4 protein-coding genes are annotated in these 2,531 nt (G+C 38.9%); 2 read left to right on the top strand and 2 right to left on the bottom strand.

Annotated features, from left to right (window positions below; translation table 11 throughout):
• Together G468_RS24290 and G468_RS0117030 are read left to right on the top strand one after the other, a co-directional pair.
• Positions 1 to 180 (top strand): hypothetical protein (locus G468_RS24290; RefSeq protein ID WP_026824041.1); only part of this gene is annotated, 180 nt, incomplete at its 5' end.
• A gap of 86 nt (positions 181 to 266) precedes the next feature.
• Positions 267 to 1,292, top strand: coding sequence for an acyltransferase family protein (locus tag G468_RS0117030; protein WP_026824042.1), 1,026 nt, complete (start codon positions 267 to 269; stop codon positions 1,290 to 1,292).
• Positions 1,293 to 1,380: 88 nt separating this feature from the next.
• Here G468_RS0117030 and G468_RS0117035 read toward each other — a convergent pair whose 3' ends face one another.
• On the bottom strand, positions 1,381 to 1,977 hold the full coding sequence (locus G468_RS0117035; protein ID WP_026824043.1) for a tail fiber assembly protein: 597 nt from the start codon (positions 1,975 to 1,977) through the stop codon (positions 1,381 to 1,383).
• Positions 1,977 to 2,531: phage tail protein (locus G468_RS0117040; RefSeq protein WP_162143443.1), on the bottom strand; the 555-nt coding region annotated here is incomplete at its 5' end. The genes G468_RS0117040 and G468_RS0117035, both read right to left, overlap by 1 nt.

A 2,531-nucleotide genomic window follows, 5' to 3' on the forward strand; every position in this document is an offset into this window, starting at 1 on the left:
ATTCCAGCCAAAAAAGATAGCGATGTTTGGATGGCAAGACTGGCCAACGGAACAGGCGACGCTTGGCGATTTCCAGACGGTGAAATAGTCCACGGGTTTTTTGAGGCTGAGAAAAAAGCCAAAGAAACAGGTGAGGTGCTCGAAGAACGTAAAAAATACCGATTTAGCCCGAGTCATTAATAAAAACTACCTGATAAAATCAGGTAACCCTTAAAGCTGGATTTAAAAAAAATAAATCACATATTTAATATACAAAAGGAAGTTATGTGGTAAAAAAGAGATTAGAATCAATTCAGATATTGCGTGGGATTGCTGCATTATTGGTTGTTGCACAACACACATTATTTAAATGTTATCAGTACAATTTTATAGAATCACAAAATTATAATATTTTAGGATTTGGTGTCGATTTGTTTTTTATAATTTCAGGTTTTGTGATGTGCCATTCAACGGAAGGAAAAAAAGTATCTTTTTCTGTTTTTTTGAAAAAAAGAGTTGTCAGGATATTACCACTTTATTGGTTTCTGACAACTTTGGCATTGGTTATTTGGTTAATTAACCCAGCACTGGTCAATAGCAGCGGTGGCAAGACGGATATAATCTCATCTTTTATGCTTATCCCAACATCAGGCAAATTTCTTTTGCAAAATGGATGGACATTGTCATATGAGATTTTGTTTTATGCTATATACTCACTATCAATTCTTATTAGCTATACAACCAGAAATGCAGTTGTCTCATTAGTAATTGCTGTTTTAGTTTTATCTGGTCTTTGCATGAAAAGTAACATTTACATTGATTTTATTACAAATACATTGTTGCTTGAGTTTTGTTTCGGTATTTTTATTTATTACGCATATAAAATAATAATAAACCATAAGTACAGGATATTAATTTCATTAGTGTCAGTGTGTATTGGCTTAGGTGTTATATTTTTACAGCCAAAAAATGCTTTTTATATAAGTACTTATAATCGTTATTTTTATGTCGGTATTCCTACTTGCTTCATTACTCTTGGTTTTATTGTACTCTGGTCATGGTGTAAGAAAATCCCAAGCATTATTAGATGCTCACTTAATTTCATTGGGGATAGTTCGTACTCATTATATCTTTCTCACGCCTTTATTCTTAGTCCGGTGGCAATGATGATTAGTAGTTTCACAGACAATATCGTTATATTCTTCTCAATTATACTGATTTCAGCATTAATTGGTGGGGCAGTAACCTTTTTATTCGTAGAAGTAAGGTTGTCCAATCTTTTTAATAAATTGCTATTTACTCCTAATATGTGATTTCAACTTACAATCCAAATGTCAAAAATTCTTATTGACATCATCCCCGCCCTGAAGGACGGGGTTTTATACGGCTCAGCTGATAAACTTAATTCGGTTTTAGTGGCCAATCAATATCCGGCGCGAGGGAGGTATCCACAGCTTCCAGCAAATCCAGATAATCCAGCCAGGCGTTTAACAGTTCTAGTTCATCCGACTTAATGCGTTTCAGGGCGAGTTTTGTTTGCAGTATCTGGGTTTCGGCGCTGACTTCGGCAATCAGGTTTTGCTTTTTGGTTTCTGCCGCTTCGATATCGCCTTCCTTTTTTGCTGTTTTATCTGTTACCCACTTTTTACCGTTCCATTTCGGAAACTCTACATCCGGTGTAATGGTGGTCACGCCATCCGGCAGGTCGCCTAATTCACGGATTTCGGATACCTGAGCAGTAGTGATGTCATACACTTTTGTACCGCGATGATCAACAATGTATTCCCATGCAGTGAAATCAGTTGTCCGGCAAACGGCAAATCCTTTTTTATTTTTATACGGTTCATCAGTACAGGAACCAGCTGGAATCCCTACGCCTTCCGCCAGATATTCAGATGATGATGACAGGTACTCCCCGGTTGTCTGGTCATAATTAAATACGGTTATTTTGCCAGCAGTCGTTGCGATATTAGCTTCATTCAGAATTGCCTGTGTCATTATACCGCCCTCACGATATAGTTAAATGCAATATTTCTCGGACGAGTCTCATCCGAGGCAGTGTCCAGAATATCTGTGGTTTTCATCCACGCATAATTGTCAAGTTCTCCGGTTTGTCCCGCGTGTAGCGTAACGTTGTACTTGTTCCCAGGCTTCTGTACAGAAGTTCCGTTTGTTTTAATTTCCGTATTGTGAATATGCCGCTGAATTGATTGCACCTCACTACTGAGAAGCTGTCTTCCGGGATTAACACCCCTGCCGTCATCCCACCCCCTGATGAATTCCCCTCTTAAGTCAGGTAGTCTTAAATCTGGATAGGCAATAGCCAGTTTCGGGTATTGTGTCGCTGTAAATCTCGCTCCATTGCATTTCAGCCATCCGGCAGGTGGTTCTTCCCGCGACCACGGAACGGGCACACCTACCGGCAAAGCAGAACCTTCTGCCAATCCAAGATTTCTGATAAAATCCTCTTTATCTGGGATATCTTTGCCGTTCTCGTTTTTATTGAGCTTGGTATTCAGTCCTTGGGTTAATTCTGTTTTGGTGGCGTAATC

This window comes from Arsenophonus nasoniae DSM 15247 (assembly GCF_000429565.1).
Classification (GTDB): domain Bacteria; phylum Pseudomonadota; class Gammaproteobacteria; order Enterobacterales; family Enterobacteriaceae; genus Arsenophonus; species Arsenophonus nasoniae.

Coding starts and splice junctions, on each gene's coding strand:
- G468_RS0117035 (WP_026824043.1), bottom strand. CDS start 1,977: ATGACACAGGCAATTCTGAATGAAGCTAATATCGCAACGACTGCTGGC.